Origin of the sequence: Sphaerotilus montanus (assembly GCF_013410775.1) — a bacterium.
GTDB classification, from domain to species: Bacteria; Pseudomonadota; Gammaproteobacteria; order Burkholderiales; family Burkholderiaceae_C; genus Sphaerotilus; species Sphaerotilus montanus.
Genome location: NZ_JACCFH010000001.1, coordinates 321,915 through 336,499 on the forward strand (window position 1 = coordinate 321,915; position 14,585 = coordinate 336,499).

A 14,585-nucleotide genomic window follows, 5' to 3' on the forward strand; every position below is an offset into this window, starting at 1 on the left:
AACACCATGGGCAAGATCATCGGCATCGACCTCGGCACCACCAACTCGTGTGTCTCCATCATGGAAGGCAACACCACGAAGGTGATCGAGAACAGTGAAGGCGCGCGCACGACGCCGTCCATCATTGCGTACCAGGAAGACGGCGAGATCCTCGTCGGCGCCTCGGCCAAGCGCCAGGCGGTCACCAACCCGCGCAACACGCTGTACGCGGTCAAGCGCCTGATCGGTCGCAAGTTCACCGAGAAGGAAGTGCAGAAGGACATCGACCTGATGCCCTACACCATCGCGGCAGCCGACAACGGCGACGCCTGGGTGGAAGTGCGCGGCAAGAAGATGGCGCCGCCGCAGGTCTCGGCCGAAGTGCTGCGCAAGATGAAGAAGACCGCCGAGGACTACCTCGGTGAAGAAGTGACCGAGGCCGTGATCACGGTGCCGGCCTATTTCAACGACGCGCAGCGCCAGGCGACCAAGGACGCCGGCCGCATCGCCGGTCTGGACGTCAAGCGCATCATCAACGAGCCGACCGCCGCCGCACTGGCCTTCGGTCTGGACAAGCACGGCAAGGGCGACCGCAAGATCGCGGTGTACGACCTGGGTGGCGGCACCTTCGACGTGTCCATCATCGAGATCGCCGACGTCGACGGTGAAATGCAGTTCGAAGTGCTGTCGACCAACGGCGACACCTTCCTGGGCGGCGAAGACTTCGACCAGCGCATCATCGATTTCATCGTCACCGAGTTCAAGAAGGAACAGGGCGTCGACCTGACCAAGGACGTGCTGGCCCTGCAGCGCCTGAAGGAAGCCGCCGAGAAGGCGAAGATCGAGCTGTCGAACTCGTCGCAGACCGACGTGAACCTGCCGTACATCACGGCCGATGCCTCGGGCCCGAAGCACCTGAACATCAAGCTGACCCGCGCCAAGCTGGAGTCGCTGGTGGAAGAGCTGATCGAGCGCACGATCGCCCCCTGCCGCACCGCGATGAAGGATGCCGGCGTCTCCGTCAGCGCCATCGACGACGTGATCCTGGTCGGCGGCATGACCCGCATGCCCAAGGTGCAGGACAAGGTCAAGGAGTTCTTCGGCAAGGAACCGCGCAAGGACGTGAACCCGGATGAAGCCGTGGCCGTCGGTGCCGCGATCCAGGGCCAGGTGCTGGGCGGCGACCGCAAGGACGTGCTGCTGCTGGACGTCACCCCGCTGAGCCTGGGCATCGAGACCCTGGGCGGCGTGATGACCAAGATGATCACCAAGAACACGACCATCCCGACCAAGTTCGCGCAGACCTTCTCGACCGCGGACGACAACCAGCCGGCGGTGACGATCAAGGTGTTCCAGGGCGAGCGCGAGCTGGCCACCGGCAACAAGCTGCTCGGCGAGTTCAACCTCGAAGGCATCCCGCCGGCCCAGCGCGGCACGCCGCAGATCGAGGTGAGCTTCGACATCGACGCCAACGGCATCCTGCACGTCGGCGCCAAGGACAAGGGCACCGGCAAGGAAAACAAGATCACCATCAAGGCGAACTCGGGTCTGTCGGAAGAAGAGATCCAGAAGATGGTGCGCGACGCCGAGGTGAACGCCGCCGAGGACAAGAAGAAGGTCGAGATCGTGCAGTCGAAGAACCAGGGCGACGCCATGGTCCACTCGGTGCGCAAGTCGTTGACCGACTACGGCGACAAGCTGGAAGCCGGCGAGAAGGACAAGATCGAAGCCGCGATCAAGGCCGTCGAGGAAGCCATCAAGGGCGACGACAAGGAAGTGATCGAGGCCAAGACCAACGAGCTGATGACCGCCAGCCAGAAGCTTGGCGAGAAGATGTACGCCGACATGCAGGCCCAGCAGGGTGCTGCAGGCGCCGCCGGTGCGGCCGGCGCGGCTGGCGGCGAGGCCCCGAAGTCGGATCCGTCGAACCCGGACGTCGTCGACGCCGAGTTCAAGGAAGTCAAGAAGTGATCTGCTGATCCACCCGCTGGTGGTCCCCGCCGCGTTCGAGACTGGTGCTGCCTGCAGCACCTTTTGCTCGGCGCGGCGTTCCTGTTTGAAAAGCCCGCCTCCGTCCATTCGGGACGGGCTTGCTGCTGTCGGAACTGTCCATGGCAAAGCGTGACTACTACGAAGTCCTCGGCGTCGCCAAGAACGCGAGCGAAGACGACATCAAGAAGGCCTATCGCAAGATGGCCATGAAGCACCACCCGGACCGCAATCAGGGGGAAGGCGCCAAGGCGTCCGAAGAGAAGTTCAAGGAGGCCAAGGAGGCCTACGAGATGCTCTCCGACGCCCAGAAGCGCCAGGCCTATGACCAGTTCGGTCATGCCGGCGTCGATCCGAACGCGGGCGGCTTCCGCGGCGGTCCGGAGGGCTTCGGCGGCGGTGGCTTCGCCGAGGCCTTCGGCGACATCTTCGGCGACATCTTCAGCCAGGGCGGCGGTGGCGGTGGCCAGCGGCGCGGCGGCCAGCAGGTCTACCGCGGTGCGGACCTGTCCTACGCGATGGAGATCACGCTCGAAGAGGCGGCACTCGGCAAGGAAGCCCAGATCCGCATCCCGACCTGGGAAGAGTGCGACACCTGCCACGGCAGCGGCGCCAAGCCCGGCACCAGCGCCAAGACCTGCACGACCTGCCACGGCTCGGGCACGGTGCACCTGCGCCAGGGCTTCTTCAGCATCCAGCAGACCTGCCCGCATTGCCACGGCACCGGCAAGATCATTCCCGAGCCCTGCACCACCTGCAACGGCCAGGGCAAGGTCAAGAAGCAGAAGACGCTGGAAGTCAAGATCCCGGCCGGTATCAACGAAGGCCAGCGCATCGCGCTGCGTGGCCACGGCGAACCCGGCACCCAGGGCGGCCCGGCCGGCGATCTCTACGTCGAGATCCGCATCAAGCAGCACGACATCTTCGAGCGCGACGGCGACGACCTGCACTGCACGGTGCCGGTCAGCGTCATCACCGCAGCACTCGGCGGCTCGGTGTCGGTGCCGACGCTCGGCGGCGAGGCCGAGATCGAGTTGCCCGAAGGCACGCAGCACGGCAAGACCTTCCGCTTGCGCGGCAAGGGCATCAAGGGCATCCGCTCGAACTATCCGGGCGACCTGTACTGCCACATCCAGATCGAGATCCCGATCAAGCTCAGCGAGCACCAGCGCAAGCTGCTCAAGGAGCTGGACGAGTCGCTCAAGAAGGGCGGTGACAAGCACTCGCCGACCGCCAAGAGCTGGACCGACCGGATGAAGGACCTGTTCAAGTAAGCCAGCCAGTCACCACCCGAAGCCTCCCCATGTCCGATCGTTTCCTGAATACCGACAAGGTCGATGACCTGCTCGACACGCTCTTTCTCCATGAGGACGTGCGTGTCGATCTCGTCTCCCGGCTGCGGGGGCTGGTGCTGGCGGCCGATCCCGCCATCTGCGAGGAGGTGAAGTACGGCGGAATCCTGTTCTCCGCCGGCTCGCCCTTCTGCGGCATCTTCTCGCACCCGCGGCATGTGATGCTGGAGTTCAGCCGCGGCGCCGAACTGGCGGACCCCGACCACCTGCTGGAAGGCGATGGCAAGAAGCGCCGGCACCTCAAGCTCACGGTGCCCACCGACCTGAAACGGAAAAAAGTGCGCGAGTTCGTGCTGCAGGCGCTGGCAGCCACGGTCGCCGTGCCGCGCCAGCGGATGGCAAAAAAGACACGGACCTGAGCGTTTCAGGCACGCACGTGTCAGTTCACTGGAGTACCGTGTGGTATCCAACCACACAGGAACTGCCCGTGACCACCTCCGCCCACCGCTCGCTCGCCGACATCCAGCGGCAGATCCACGCGCTGGGAACCGCCGTCCCCTTCGTCGTGCACCACCGGCTCAGCCGGCTCGCCGCCGCCGGCGCCCAGCCGTCCGCCGTCGACCAGGAAGAGTTCACCGCGATGGGCATGGAAAAGATCGCCGCCCTGCAGGAATCGCTGCAGGCGATGATGCTGGCCAGTCTGGATGCCTCGCAGAAGCTCGCCACCGCCTACGCGCACTGGTCGACCATCCCCTGGTCGGTGGCGCCGACCCAGGCGGCCTGGACGCTGATGACCGACACGCCGCTGGCGGTGCTGAGCGCGGGTCTGAGCCCGGTCAGCGAACGCGCCAGCGACAACGCGCGCCGACTCGGTCACACGCCCGTCGGCGCTCCGTAAAGGCAGGCCTTGTCGCGGCCTGCCCGCTTGGCCTGGTACATGGCCATGTCGGCATGCCGGAGCAGCGTCGGTGCATCGCGTCCGTTGCCGGGGTAGAGCGCGATGCCGATGCTCGTCGTGAGCGTGATGGCCCGGCCCTCGACCAGGAAAGGCTGGCGCATCACCTGCCCGATCCGGTGCGCGACCACCAGCGCATCCTCCGGCCCGTCGATGTCCAGAATCAGTGCGGTGAACTCGTCCCCACCCAGCCGGGCAAACTCGACCTCCAGCCCGTCCGGGCTGGCACGGGACACCATGTCGGCCGGACGCAGCTCCAGACGAAAACGATCGGCGGCGGCCTGCAGGATCAGGTCGCCCGTGCTGTGGCCCAGCGTGTCATTGATGGCTTTGAACCCATCCAGATCGAGGAACAGCACCGCCAGCTGGTGGCACGCGTGGTCGGCGCGGCCGATCTCCCGGCCGATGCGCTCCATGAAGGACACGCGGTTCGGCAAACCGGTCAGGCTGTCGAAATAGGCCGCCCGGGCCACCCGCAGTTCGATTTCCTTGCGCGCCGTGATGTCGCGTGCCAGCGCGATGAAACGCGGTGTCTGCCCGGTCGTGGTGGCCTTGCGGGCCACGGACAGCTCGAACCAGCGCAGCCCGTGCGGCAACGCCAGTTCGTACTGCTTGCCGAACGACGTGCCCTGGGCGTATGCGGTCTGCAGCGCCGACAGGCCCACCGCGGCAACGTCCGGCGGCATCACCTCGCGCATCAGCCGGCCAACGAACTGCTCGGGGGGCAGGGCCAGCAGCGCCGAATTCGGTGAATGGCAGTCGAGGAAGCGACCCTCCAGATCCAGCTCGAACAGCAGGTCCGGAATCGCGGCCAGCACGGCCTCGTGGCGGGCCTGCGCCTGCTTCAGATCGAGCAGGTTCTGGTGACTGCGCAACAGATAGCGCACCCGGTGCCCCAGCAGCGCCCAGTTCAGCGGCTTGGAGAGGAAGTCGGTGGCCCCGACCTCGTAGGCGCGCTCCACCGAGCGTACATCGTCCATGCCGGTGACCATCGCGATGGGCAGCAGGTCATCCGATCGGGCGCGCAGCAGAGCGCAGACCTCGTGGCCGCTCAGGCCGGGCATCTCGACATCGAGCATGACCAGATCGAAGGCCTCGGCGCTGAACCGGCGCAGCGCATCCTCGCCATCGGCGGCCAGCACGACGTCGTAGCCGGCCTTGCGCAGGGCGGCCCGCATCATCAGGCGCGCCGTGGCATCGTCATCGACGACCAGGATCCGGGGGAGCGCAGCCGTCACGTCGCAGCCTTCATCCATGCACGCAACCCGGCCACGGCGCGCGCGTGTTCGCGTTGCAAGGGTGCGAGCAGGCTCCGCGCCTCGGCCATGCGCCCCCCGCGGGCACAGTGTTCCAGCGCACGGTGCACCTCCGACAGGGTGCGCGCACCCACGTTCGCCGCGCTCGATTTCAGGCTGTGGGCCTCCTGGCCCAGCACCTGCGCATCGCCCTCGGCGATGGCGGCCTCGACGCGGGCCATCGCAGGTTCGGCACTGGCCAGAAAGGTCCGGAAGACTGCACGGGTCAGATCGGGGCCACCGGATGGATCCAGTTCGCGCAGCGTGTCGAACACGGCCGGATCGATGGCCGGCACCGTCGGCAGCCAGTGCACCAGCATCGCCTGCAAGTCCGCCAGCGTGTGGGGCTTGGCCAGAAAGGCATCCATGCCTGCGCTCAGACAGCGCTGCTCGTCCCCCGGCAAGGCGTTGCCCGTGAGCGCGATGACCGGCAGTCCGAGGCCTCGGCCATCCGGCAGCGCGCGGATGGCCGCAGTCGCCTCGTAGCCATCCATCACCGGCATCTGGCAGTCCATCAGCACGAGATCGAAAATCTGCGTGCGCACCAGTTCGACCGCCTCGCCCCCGTGGCGGGCGAGCGCCATCGACAACCCGAGCCGGTGCAGCATCGCCTTGGCAACGCCCTGGTTGACGGGGTTGTCCTCGACCAGCAGCACGTGGCCGTGCAGCGGCGGCATCCCGGCAGCACAAGGCCGGGCGCCGTGGGGGCGCGCAGGCTGGCAGCAGGGGGGAACTTCGTTCATGGTGCACAGGAGGGGGGAGTTGCCCAGATCCTATGCAGTACGGCGGGGTGGCAGCCCCGGGATAAGGTCGCCGGATGCCGGCCTGTTCAACCGGCGGGCACGCGTTCGCAGCCCGGCGGCCATCCTGCACGCAGCCAGTCGGCCAGTACCTCGTCGGTGTGCTGCCCCAGCACGGGCGGTGCCGCGCGGTACACCACCGGCGTCGCCGACAGCCGGACCGGATTGGCCACGCCCGGCACCGTCCCGGCCAGCGGATGCGGCAGCTCGACCCGCAAGCCGCGCGCCGCCACCTGCGGATCGGCAAAGACCTCGTCGAGCCGGTTGATCGGCCCGCACGGCACGGCGCGCGACTCCAGCGCCGCGACCCATTCGCGGGTGGTGCGCAGCACCGTCGTCTGCCGCAGCAGCGGGATCAGCGTCGCCCGGTGGGCCACCCGCGCCGCGTTGGTGGCGAAGCGTGGGTCGCTCGCCCATTCGGTGCGGCCTGCCACCTCGCAGAAGCGCGCGAACTGCCCGTCGTTGCCGATGGCCAGGATCACGTCGCCGTCCGCGGTCGGGAAGTCCTGGTAGGGCACGATGTTCGGGTGCGCATTGCCCATGCGGCCGGGCACCTTGCCGCTGATCAGGTAGTTGCCCGCCTGGTTGGCGAGGGCCGCGACCTGCACGTCGAGCAGCGCCAGGTCGATGTGCTGGCCCTGGCCGGTGCGGTCGCGGTGCTGCAGCGCGGCCAGGATGCCGATGGCCGCGTGCAGCCCGGTCATCACGTCGGTCAGCGCCACGCCCACCTTCTGGGGACCTGCGCCCTCCTCCGCATCGCCGCGGCCGGTCACGCTCATCAGCCCGCCCATGCCCTGGATCAGGAAGTCGTAGCCGGCACGCGGCGCATAGGGCCCGGTCTGGCCGAAGCCGGTGATCGAGCAGTAGACCAGCCGCGGGTGGCGCGCACACAGCGTCTCGTGGTCCAGCCCGTACTGCTTCAGCCCGCCGACCTTGAAGTTCTCCAGCACGACGTCGGCCTCCGCCGCCAGCCGCTGCAGCAGGTGCTGACCCTCCGGCGTCGCCATGTCGATGGCGACCGAGCGCTTGTTGCGGTTGGTGCAGAAGAAGTAGGCGGCGTCCGCCGTGTCGCGCCCCTCGGCGTCCTGCAGCCACGGCGGACCCCAGCTGCGCGTGTCGTCGCCGCTGCCGGGACGCTCGACCTTGACGACGTCCGCGCCCAGGTCCGCCAGCATCTGCGAGGCCCACGGCCCGGCCAGCACGCGGGACAGGTCCAGCACCTTCAGGCCGTTCAGCGCGGTCGGGGTCATCGCGGCGCTCCGCTCAGAACGCCGGGATGCCGGTGATCGCGCGGCCGAGGATCAGCGCGTGGATGTCGTGCGTGCCCTCGTAGGTGTTGACGACTTCGAGGTTGACGAGGTGGCGCGCCACGCCGAACTCGTCCGAGATGCCGTTGCCGCCGAGCATGTCGCGCGCGGTGCGGGCGATGTCGAGCGACTTGCCACACGAGTTGCGCTTCATGATCGAGGTCAGGTCGATCGCCGCCGAGCCGTCGTCCTTCATCCGGCCCAGCCGCAGACAGCCCTGCAGGCCCAGCGCGATCTCGGTCAGCATGTCGGCCAGCTTCTTCTGAATCAGCTGGTTCGCGGCCAGCGGCTTGCCGAACTGCTTGCGGTCCATCGTGTACTGGCGCGCCGTCTCGAAACAGAACTCGGCCGCCCCCAGCGCACCCCAGGCGATGCCGTAGCGGGCGCTGTTCAGGCAGGTGAACGGCCCCTTCAGCCCGCGCACGTCCGGGAAGGCGTTCTCTTCCGGGCAGAACACGTTGTCCATCACGATCTCGCCGGTGATCGATGACCGCAAGCCCACCTTGCTGTGGATGGCCGGTGCGCTCAGGCCCTTCCAGCCCTTTTCCAGCACGAAGCCGCGGATCTGGCCGCCGTCGTCCTTGGCCCAGACCACGAACACGTCGGCGATCGGCGAGTTGGTGATCCACATCTTCGAGCCCGTCAGCGCGTAGCCGCCATCGACCTTGCGGGCACGGGTCACCATGCTGCCGGGGTCGGAGCCGTGGTCGGGCTCGGTCAGGCCGAAGCAGCCGATCCACTCGCCGGTGGCCAGCTTGGGCAGGTATTTCTGCTTGGTCGCCTCGTTGCCGAACTCGTTGATCGGCACCATCACCAGCGAGGACTGCACGCTCATCATCGAGCGGTAGCCCGAATCGACCCGCTCCACCTCGCGCGCCACCAGCCCGTAGCAGACATAGTTCAGGCCCGCACCGCCGTACTGCTCGGGGATGGTGGAACCCAGGAGGCCCAGCGCGCCCATTTCGCGGAAGATCGCCACGTCGGTGGTCTGGTTCCGGAAGGCGTCGGTCACCCGCGGCATCAGCTGGTCCTGGCAGTAGGCGCGGGCGGCATCCCGCACGGCGCGCTCGTCGTCGCTGAGCTGCGCGTCGAGCAGCAGCGGATCTTGCCATTGGAAGGAAGCGTGCTTCGGGTGGGCCATGTCGGGATCTCCAAGTTCTGTGCGTGCATATCCTAGAGGCACAGGCCGGCCGATTCAAACGAGAATATTGCATGCAGCTCTTCCTTGAACGCACTCCGTGAAACGCCGCATCCCCAGCACCGCCGCCCTCACCGCCTTCGACGCCTCGGCCCGCCACGAGAGCTTCACGCGTGCCGCCGAGGAACTGGCACTGACGCAGAGCGCGGTGTGCCGGCAGGTCGCCGGGCTGGAGACGATGCTCGGAGTGAAGCTGTTCCGGCGCACACGGCGCGGGGTGAAGCTCACCGACGAGGGCCGCGGCTATGCCGACCGCGTGGCCGAGCGGCTCGACGCGCTGGAGCGGGACGCACTGGAGCTGATGGCCGGCGCAGGCGGCACGCCCGTGATCGAGCTGGCGGTGGTGCCGACCTTCGGCACGCGCTGGCTGCTGCCGCGGCTGCCGCAGTTCATGCCCGGTGCGGTGCAGATCAACCTGCACACCCGCACCCGCCCCTTCCTGTTCGACGACACGCACTTCGACGCCGCGATCTACGCCGGCGATGGCCACTGGCCCGGCTGCATCACGCGCAAGGTGCTGGCCGAGCGGCTGATCGCCGTCTGCAGCCCGACATTGACCGCCACGATGCCAGCACCGCACACGCTGGCCGCGCTGGCCCGCCTGCCACTGCTGCAGCAGACCACCCGGCCACACGCCTGGCGCCGCTGGTTCGAGGCCGGCGGCCTGGCCTGCGACGGCGATCTGCGCGGGCCGCGCTACGAGCAGTTCTCGATGAGCGTGCAGGCGGCGATGCTGGGCCTCGGCGTGGCGCTGGTGCCGGACTTCATGGTCGAGGAGGAACTCGCCCAGGGCCGCCTGCTCCAGCCGATCCCGCAGGCCCACGACAGTGACCGCGCGTACTACTTCGTCGTGCCGGAAGGCCGCGAGCACGACCCCTTGCTCGCCCGGTTCGGCGACTGGCTGGCCCGGACCGCAGCGGAGCAGCAACGGTGCTGACACAACGCACGCCGCAAAGCCCGCAGCGCCTGGCCGTGCTCGGCAGCGTCTGGCTGTCCTGCGCCGGACAACTGCCGCTGTGGCGGGCGCTGCAGCACCTGCCGGAGCTGGCCGATGGGCGCGCGCCCGTCTTCATCGGCTCGACCATGGTGCTGGTGGCCGCCCTCTTCACCCTGGTGTTCTGCGTGCTGGCGTGGCCGCGGGTGATCCGCTGGGCGCTGAGTCTGGCGCTGCTGGGCACGGTCTGGAGCACGCAGGCGACAGGCGTGCTCGACATGCCGGCCATGACCCAGTACACCGTGCTGGCGGGCGGGCCGCTGGCCTGGCTGTGGAGTCGCCCGGTCCTTCGCCAGGAAGACACCTGGACCCAGCTGGTGCACAACCTCGGGGTGGCCATGGCCGCCGCCGGGGTGGTCGCCGCGGTGCTGATCCTGAGCGTGGCCGACTTCTCGTGGATGTGGCTGCAGCACGCGGCGCTGCTCGAACTGCTGTCGCCGATCCGCCTCTGGCGCCTGTCCGGATCCGTCCGGATTCCATGACCCGGTCCTGCAGGAGGATCAAGACCGGTCGCTGACCGCGGCCCGTCACGGCAATTTGATTAAATGCAGCGCCAGACTGGCCGCCAGGGGCCATCATTCGACAGTCATGATTGCTGCATCAACAGTGCACAGGAGAGTTCCACGATGCGTCGGCGTCTGATGGGGTGGATCACGCTGGTCGTGGCCGTGACCGGCGGCGCACTCGCGCTGATCGACCGCACGGCACCCGATGTCCAGTCCTATGGAGGCCGGGGCGATGCGCTGCGCGCCGGCTATGCGCTGGAGGCCCCCTATGCCTTCCGGGATGCACAAGGCCATCTGCGGGGCGAATCCGTCGACACGCTGCGGGCGGTGCTGGAGCGGCTCGGCCTGCCAGAGCCGGTGTGGGTGCATGTGGAGTTCCCGCGGCTCGTCCATGAACTGCGCAGCGGCCGGATCGATGTCATCGCCGCCGGCCTGTTCATCACCCCCGAGAGGGCGGCGCAGGTCGCGTTCACGCGCCCGACCACGTCGGTGCGCCCGGGGCTGCTGGTGACCGCCGGCAACCCGCTGGAGCTGCATGCACTGGGCGACCTGCGGCGCACCAGCGGCGCCAGGCTGGCCGTTCTGGATGGCTCGGTCGAATGGACCCAGGCACGCGAGGCCGGGATCCCGGAAGCGCAATTGCTGCGCGTGCCGGACCCGGCCAGCGCGCTCGCGGCCATGCGCTCCGGCCAGGCCGTCGCCTTCGCGCTGTCGAGCCCCTCGCTGCGCTGGATCCTGCGCGAATCACCCGCCGGAATGGCGCTGGCCACGCCATTCGAGGTGCCACAGCGCGCCGGACAGCCGGATGTCGGCTACCCGGCGTATGCGTTCCGGCACGGCGACCCGATGCGCGAACGCATCGACCAGGCCCTGTCCGGCTACCTCGGCTCGGCCGCGCACCTGCAGACCATCGCGGGCTACGGTTTCAGCGCCGACGACGTCGCCACCGCCTACGGCATGGTGCCCGCGGCCCCGGGCACCGGAGCCTCCCGATGACCGGCGAACGGACGCCCTCGTCACCGACGGCCCGCCCCCGCCACGCCGGCCGCCTGCTGGGCGTGATCGCCGTGTTCGGCGCACTCTGTCTGTGCCTGATCGCCTGGAGCGATCTGCGCTGGCGCACCACGCTGACCGACACCGGCCAGCCGATCCAGCTGATCGACCGGGTCCGCCTGCACCTGCAGGCCGCCGAGTTGCAGGCCGAGCGCCTGCGGGCCGGAGACACCAGTGCCAGTGCCGCCGCCATCGACGCGGAACTCGAGAACGCCGTCCTGAGCAGCACAGCCCTGCAGGCCAGGGTCCGCGCCATGCACGACGGCACGGCGCTGAACGCACAGTGGATCCAGGCCGCCGACCGGTACGTCGAGCAGGTCTCCCGCAGCCGGCAGACCCTGCGCGAGCGCATGGCCGACCACCCCGGCAGCCCGGCCCTCGCGCTGCGGGCCCTGCACCTCGACATCGACCAGACGGCGATGACGATGGAGCGCCTCGCCCTGGAGATCCGCCAGGAGCGCCTGCAGCAGCAGAGCCATCTGAGCCGGGTGACGCTGGTGCTGATCGCGCTCGGCACCGCCGGCCTGATGCTGCTCTTCTACCGCCACACCCGCCAGCGCGAGCACACCCTCGACGAACTCGCACGCCGGGAAGCCCACCTGCAGGCCTTTGCCGCAGCCGTGCCGGACGTGTCGTTTGTCCTGGATGCGCATGGCACCTACCTCGAGATCTTCGGCCAGAGCGACAAGCTGGTTGCTCCGGCCGAGGAACTGATCGGCCGCCGCTACCAGGACTTCATGCCAACCGAGGCCAGCCAGCGCATCGACGCCATCATCCGCCGCACGCTGGCGACCCGCGAAGTCACGCACACGGAATACAGCATCCAGCTCCACGGCGAGACCCGCTGGTTCGAAGCCCGTGCACATGCGCTGCCGGGCGAAGCCGATCAGGTCGTCGCCATCAGCTGGGACATCAGCGAGCGCAAGCACAACGAACTGCGGGTCAAGACGCTCAGCCGGCTCTACAGCTTCCTGAGCCAGGTGAACCAGTCGATCGTCTGGACACGGACCCCGGACGAGCTGTACCGGCGCATCTGCCAGGTCGCCATCAGCCACGGCCACTTCCGCATGGCCTGGATCGCCCAGCGCAATGCGCAGCAGACGGTGCTGACGCTGGTCGCCCACAGCGGCGCGGCCGACCACACCGTCCCGGAACACCAGCCCCGCGACCTGCCGCTCGACGCCACCGGACCCGATGCCGAGCACCCCGCCGTGCGCACCTGGCGCAGCGGCCACCTGCGCTGGGATGTGCCGGCCGGCGCATCCAGCCAGGCCGTGGCGATTCCGGTGCACTGCAACGACACGATGACCGCCGTGCTGGTGCTGGTGCGGGAGCGCTTCAATCCGGACGACCCGGAGGAGCAGGCGCTGTTCAACGAGATCAGCACCGACATGTCCTATGCGCTGACCCAGTTCCAGCGCCGGGAGCAGTGGCGCGAAGGCCAGGACCGCAGCCGGCTGCTGGCGGCCGCGCTCGAAAGCACGCAGGACGGCGTGATCGTGACCGACATGCGCGGCCGCATCGTCTCGGTGAACCGGGCCTTCACCGAGATCACCGGCTACAGCGAACAGGAGGCCCTCGGCCAGAACACCGACTTCCTGCACTCCGACCGCCAGCCCGCCGATTTCCACGAGGTGGTCCGGGACCGCGTGCTGCGCGACGGACGCTGGCAGGGCGAACTGTGGAGCCAGCGCAAGGACGGCGCCTACCAGGCGCTGTGGAATTCCGTGGCCACCGTCTCGAACGAGCAGGGGCTGCCGACCCACCTCGTCACGGTCTTCACCGACATCACCGCCAAGAAGGAGGTCGAGGCGCAGTTGCAGGAACTCGCCCACGTCGACAGCCTGACCGGTCTGCCGAACCGGCTGATGGTGCTGTCGCGGCTGGAGCATGCGCTGGCGGCGGCACGGCGCAAGCACCACAAGGTCGCCGTGCTCTACATCGACCTGGACAACTTCAAGAACGTCAATGACAGCCTCGGCCACAACGCCGGGGACCAGCTGCTGCTCGGCGTCGCGCAGCGCCTGGCGCACCGCACCCGGCGCGAGGACACGCTCGGCCGGCTCGGCGGCGACGAGTTCATCCTCGTGCTGGAAACCCTGCGCGACGGCGAAGATGCCGCCGCGGTCGCGCAGGAACTGCTGCACCTGCTGGCCAGCCCGTTCGACGTCGGCCCGAGCGAGGTCTATGTGCAGGCCTCGATCGGCATCAGCCTCTATCCGGACGACGGCACCGAGGTCGAGGAACTGTTGCGCGACGCCGACACGGCGATGTACCAGGCCAAGCGCGCCGGACGCGGCACCTACCGCTACTACACGGAAGCGCTGACGCAGGCCGCGCAGGTCCGGCTGCAGCTCGACACCCGCCTGCGCCGCGCCCTGGCGCGCCAGGAATTCGAGCTCTGGTACCAGCCGCTCTACCGCCTGCACGATCGGCGGCTGATCGGCCTGGAAGCGCTGGTCCGCCTCCACCAGCCCGGATTGCCACCGGTGGGTCCGGCCGAGTTCATCCCGGTGCTGGAGGACACCGGCCACATCGTGGCACTCGGCGAGTGGGTCACGAACGAGGCCTGCCGCCAGGGCCGGGCCTGGCTGGACGAGGGGCTCGATTTCGGCCGCATCGCGGTCAACATCTCCTCGGTCGAGATGCAGCGCGGCGGCACGGTCGCCCGGGTGCAGCGTGCGCTGGACACCCATGGCCTCGCGGCCGAGTACCTGGAGCTGGAAATCACCGAATCGGGCCTGATGCAGCAGGGCGACCACAGCGAGGCCTTCCTGCACAGCCTGCGCGCGATGGGCGTGCAGCTCGCCATCGACGACTTCGGCACCGGCTATTCGTCGCTGGCGCACCTGAAACGCTTCCCGGTCGGCAAGCTCAAGATCGACCGCGGCTTCATCCGCGACCTGATGACCGACAGCGCCGACGCGCAACTCGTCCACGCCATGGTCGCGATGGGCCGCAGCCTGGGCATCTCGGTGCTGGCCGAAGGCGTCGAGACCGAGGAGCAGATGCGCCACCTGCGGGACATCGGCTGCGAGGCAGCACAGGGCTACTTCTTCGGCCGGCCGGCCCCGGCCGCCACTGCACGCCAGTGGCTGAACCCTGCCGGCACGGAGGGGGCCGGCCCTTGCAGCGGCGGGACAGGCGCCACTGACGCCGAAGTGTGGCCGGTGATCTGAGCGGCGGCCATCGACGGGCCTCCGGGCACGCTCCTACA

At 68.6% G+C, this 14,585-nt stretch carries 12 protein-coding genes; 8 read left to right on the plus strand and 4 right to left on the minus strand.

The genetic code is table 11. The features are described 5' to 3' along the window. Positions 1-6 precede the first annotated feature (6 nt). The 4 genes from dnaK (at position 7) to BDD16_RS01405 (ending at position 4,158) form a co-directional block, all read left to right on the plus strand. Complete coding sequence (gene dnaK / locus BDD16_RS01390) at positions 7-1,950, plus strand: molecular chaperone DnaK (protein ID WP_179632279.1); 1,944 nt, start codon at positions 7-9, stop codon at positions 1,948-1,950. 140 nt (positions 1,951-2,090) lie between these two features. Beyond that, entirely contained in the window at positions 2,091-3,242 is a 1,152-nt protein-coding gene (gene dnaJ, locus BDD16_RS01395; RefSeq protein ID WP_179632280.1) for a molecular chaperone DnaJ, read from the plus strand. A gap of 29 nt (positions 3,243-3,271) precedes the next feature. Next, positions 3,272-3,679, plus strand: a complete 408-nt coding sequence (locus tag BDD16_RS01400) for a DUF1801 domain-containing protein (RefSeq protein WP_179632281.1) — start codon at positions 3,272-3,274, stop codon at positions 3,677-3,679. Positions 3,680-3,747: 68 nt separating this feature from the next. Then, on the plus strand, positions 3,748-4,158 hold the full coding sequence (locus BDD16_RS01405) for a hypothetical protein (RefSeq protein ID WP_179632282.1): 411 nt from the start codon (positions 3,748-3,750) through the stop codon (positions 4,156-4,158). Here BDD16_RS01405 and BDD16_RS01410 read toward each other — a convergent pair. The 4 genes from BDD16_RS01410 to BDD16_RS01425 all read right to left on the minus strand — a co-directional run bounded on the left by BDD16_RS01410 (position 4,134) and on the right by BDD16_RS01425 (position 8,758). Next, entirely contained in the window at positions 4,134-5,453 is a 1,320-nt protein-coding gene (locus tag BDD16_RS01410) for a diguanylate cyclase domain-containing protein (RefSeq protein WP_179632283.1), read from the minus strand. The genes BDD16_RS01405 and BDD16_RS01410 overlap by 25 nt on opposite strands. After that, entirely contained in the window at positions 5,450-6,253 is an 804-nt protein-coding gene (locus BDD16_RS01415) for a response regulator (RefSeq protein ID WP_179632284.1), read from the minus strand. The genes BDD16_RS01410 and BDD16_RS01415 overlap by 4 nt, the downstream gene beginning before the upstream one ends. Before the next feature lie 86 nt (positions 6,254-6,339). Continuing rightward, positions 6,340-7,560, minus strand: a complete 1,221-nt coding sequence (locus BDD16_RS01420; protein ID WP_179632285.1) for a CaiB/BaiF CoA transferase family protein — start codon at positions 7,558-7,560, stop codon at positions 6,340-6,342. A 13-nt stretch (positions 7,561-7,573) separates the two neighbouring features. Continuing rightward, a complete protein-coding gene (locus BDD16_RS01425) occupies positions 7,574-8,758 on the minus strand; it encodes an acyl-CoA dehydrogenase (RefSeq protein WP_179632286.1) in 1,185 nt (394 codons plus the stop codon). Positions 8,759-8,855: 97 nt separating this feature from the next. On the opposite strand from BDD16_RS01425, the gene BDD16_RS01430 reads away from it, so the two are divergent. From BDD16_RS01430 to BDD16_RS01445, 4 genes are all read left to right on the plus strand, one after another. After that, positions 8,856-9,752 (plus strand): LysR substrate-binding domain-containing protein, encoded by an 897-nt coding sequence (locus tag BDD16_RS01430; RefSeq protein WP_179632287.1) that lies wholly within the window; start codon positions 8,856-8,858, stop codon positions 9,750-9,752. Further along, complete coding sequence (locus BDD16_RS01435) at positions 9,746-10,291, plus strand: phosphoethanolamine transferase domain-containing protein (protein ID WP_179632288.1); 546 nt, start codon at positions 9,746-9,748, stop codon at positions 10,289-10,291. Before BDD16_RS01430 ends, BDD16_RS01435 begins: the two co-directional genes overlap by 7 nt. A 144-nt stretch (positions 10,292-10,435) precedes the next feature. Then, the gene (locus BDD16_RS01440; protein WP_179632289.1) at positions 10,436-11,311 is read left to right on the plus strand and encodes a transporter substrate-binding domain-containing protein; all 876 of its coding nucleotides are present in this window, start codon (positions 10,436-10,438) and stop codon (positions 11,309-11,311) included. Beyond that, the gene (locus BDD16_RS01445; protein WP_179632290.1) at positions 11,308-14,547 is read left to right on the plus strand and encodes a sensor domain-containing protein; all 3,240 of its coding nucleotides are present in this window, start codon (positions 11,308-11,310) and stop codon (positions 14,545-14,547) included. Before BDD16_RS01440 ends, BDD16_RS01445 begins: the two co-directional genes overlap by 4 nt. The last annotated feature ends 38 nt before the right edge of the window (positions 14,548-14,585 follow it).

Coding starts and splice junctions, on each gene's coding strand:
- dnaJ (WP_179632280.1), top strand. CDS start 2,091: ATGGCAAAGCGTGACTACTACGAAGTCCTCGGCGTCGCCAAGAACGCG.
- BDD16_RS01425 (WP_179632286.1), bottom strand. CDS start 8,758: ATGGCCCACCCGAAGCACGCTTCCTTCCAATGGCAAGATCCGCTGCTG.
- BDD16_RS01400 (WP_179632281.1), top strand. CDS start 3,272: ATGTCCGATCGTTTCCTGAATACCGACAAGGTCGATGACCTGCTCGAC.
- BDD16_RS01415 (WP_179632284.1), bottom strand. CDS start 6,253: ATGAACGAAGTTCCCCCCTGCTGCCAGCCTGCGCGCCCCCACGGCGCC.
- dnaK (WP_179632279.1), top strand. CDS start 7: ATGGGCAAGATCATCGGCATCGACCTCGGCACCACCAACTCGTGTGTC.
- BDD16_RS01445 (WP_179632290.1), top strand. CDS start 11,308: ATGACCGGCGAACGGACGCCCTCGTCACCGACGGCCCGCCCCCGCCAC.
- BDD16_RS01440 (WP_179632289.1), top strand. CDS start 10,436: ATGCGTCGGCGTCTGATGGGGTGGATCACGCTGGTCGTGGCCGTGACC.
- BDD16_RS01420 (WP_179632285.1), bottom strand. CDS start 7,560: ATGACCCCGACCGCGCTGAACGGCCTGAAGGTGCTGGACCTGTCCCGC.